The organism is Acinetobacter sp. ANC 5378 (genome assembly GCF_013004315.1).
Lineage (GTDB): Bacteria > Pseudomonadota > Gammaproteobacteria > Pseudomonadales > Moraxellaceae > Acinetobacter.
The window spans coordinates 1-1482 of the sequence record NZ_JABERK010000077.1; the positions used below are offsets into that span (position 1 = coordinate 1).

Genomic DNA, 1482 nt, shown 5'->3' on the forward strand with positions numbered 1-1482 from the left:
TGTTATTCACCAATTAAAATGTCTATGCGATAAACCATTTAAAATGTCCTGTTTTTAACCACAAGAGTCAAGCACAGGATTTAACTTTCTTTGTTCAATAACAGCTTTCTGAGCTTTACGACTCGGCATATTTTTATTTGTTCTTGAACGTTTATTCTGTTTTTCCAATGCTTCATGCTGTTGCTGAATATGGTTAAGAACAGCACCTAATCTTTTATTCTCAACCACTTCATTCTGCTGCAGTCCAGCCAGTTTATTGAATATGCTGTAGTTGAGCTTTCGTCCTTCATGCATGACGGCCACAGTACCATCCGGATACTCTAGAAATGAAATATATTGCCCAACCAGCTTATGATTCAGTGCTGTTGGCTCAAGCAGATAAATACATTTGTCATAGGTAATGGTCAGATTCTTAGTGACCTTACGCGGTTCCTGCCAGGTAAACATATCATCCAGTTCAACATCAGACTCTGTTAAAGGGCGATGCAAGTTCTTGGAATTTCTCGCACACTTGGCGAACTTCTGATTGAACTGCTCAATGAAGCAGGGTAGCCAGGCATTGGCTTCCGCAATCGAACTGATACCCTCCAGGCGCATCTCCTTGATCAGACGATCCTGAAGTGTCCTGTTGGCGCGTTCCACACGACCTTTGGCCTGTGGTGAGTTGGCAAAGATAATATCAATGTTCAAATTATTCAGAATCCGCCCAAATTGCGTGATCTGGCTGTCTTGCCTGGATTTCTGATTGACTCTGAATACCGAATGTTTGTCGCTATAAAAGGCCAGCGGCTTGCCGTATTGTTCAATGTAGGCTCGGGTTGAAAGCATATAGTCAAAGGTGGTTTCAGCCTCACAGAAGCGTAGATGCAACAGCTTTCCAGTGGCATCATCGATATAAACCAGCAAACAGCATTTGGCCGCTCGTCCTTCAAACCAGTCATGATATGAGCCATCCATCTGGATCAGCTCACCGAAGCAATCACGGTTGTATCGAGGCTGATATGGACGTTTCAGGCGCTTGGATCGAGGAATCCAGAGGTCATTGGCCATCATCCAGCGCCGAACCGTTTCTACCGGGATATTCAGATCAAATATGCTGCTGAGCTTCTCATGCGCCAAGGTAGGTCCAAAGCCCAGCAGATGTTCAGAAATAATGGAAAGACATTTTGATTTTAATAACTCATCATGGCGACGATGGCCAGGTTGACCACGACTGGCATGCGCCAGACCTGAAACACCATCTTGATTGAGCTTCTGCAATAACCGGGTAATTTGACGGGTGGAAAGATTCAGGATTTCAGCAGCACGAACCTGGGTAATACGATGATCTCGAACATCTTGCAGTACAGCAAGACGTTGTATTTCTTTATCAGACATAGTGATCAGCATCTATATTTTATATCCAGTCCATGATGGTAAAAACCATCATAAACTAGACATTTTTATTGGTGAGAATACAGACACTTTAAATGGTTTCTAACA

The 1482-nt window shown here is 43.3% G+C and carries 1 protein-coding gene; it reads right to left on the bottom strand.

Annotated elements, in window-relative coordinates:
- Positions 1–54: 54 nt before the first annotated feature.
- Entirely contained in the window at positions 55–1389 is a 1335-nt protein-coding gene (locus tag HLH16_RS14615) for an ISNCY family transposase (protein ID WP_171529864.1), read from the bottom strand.
- Between the last annotated feature and the right edge of the window lie 93 nt (positions 1390–1482).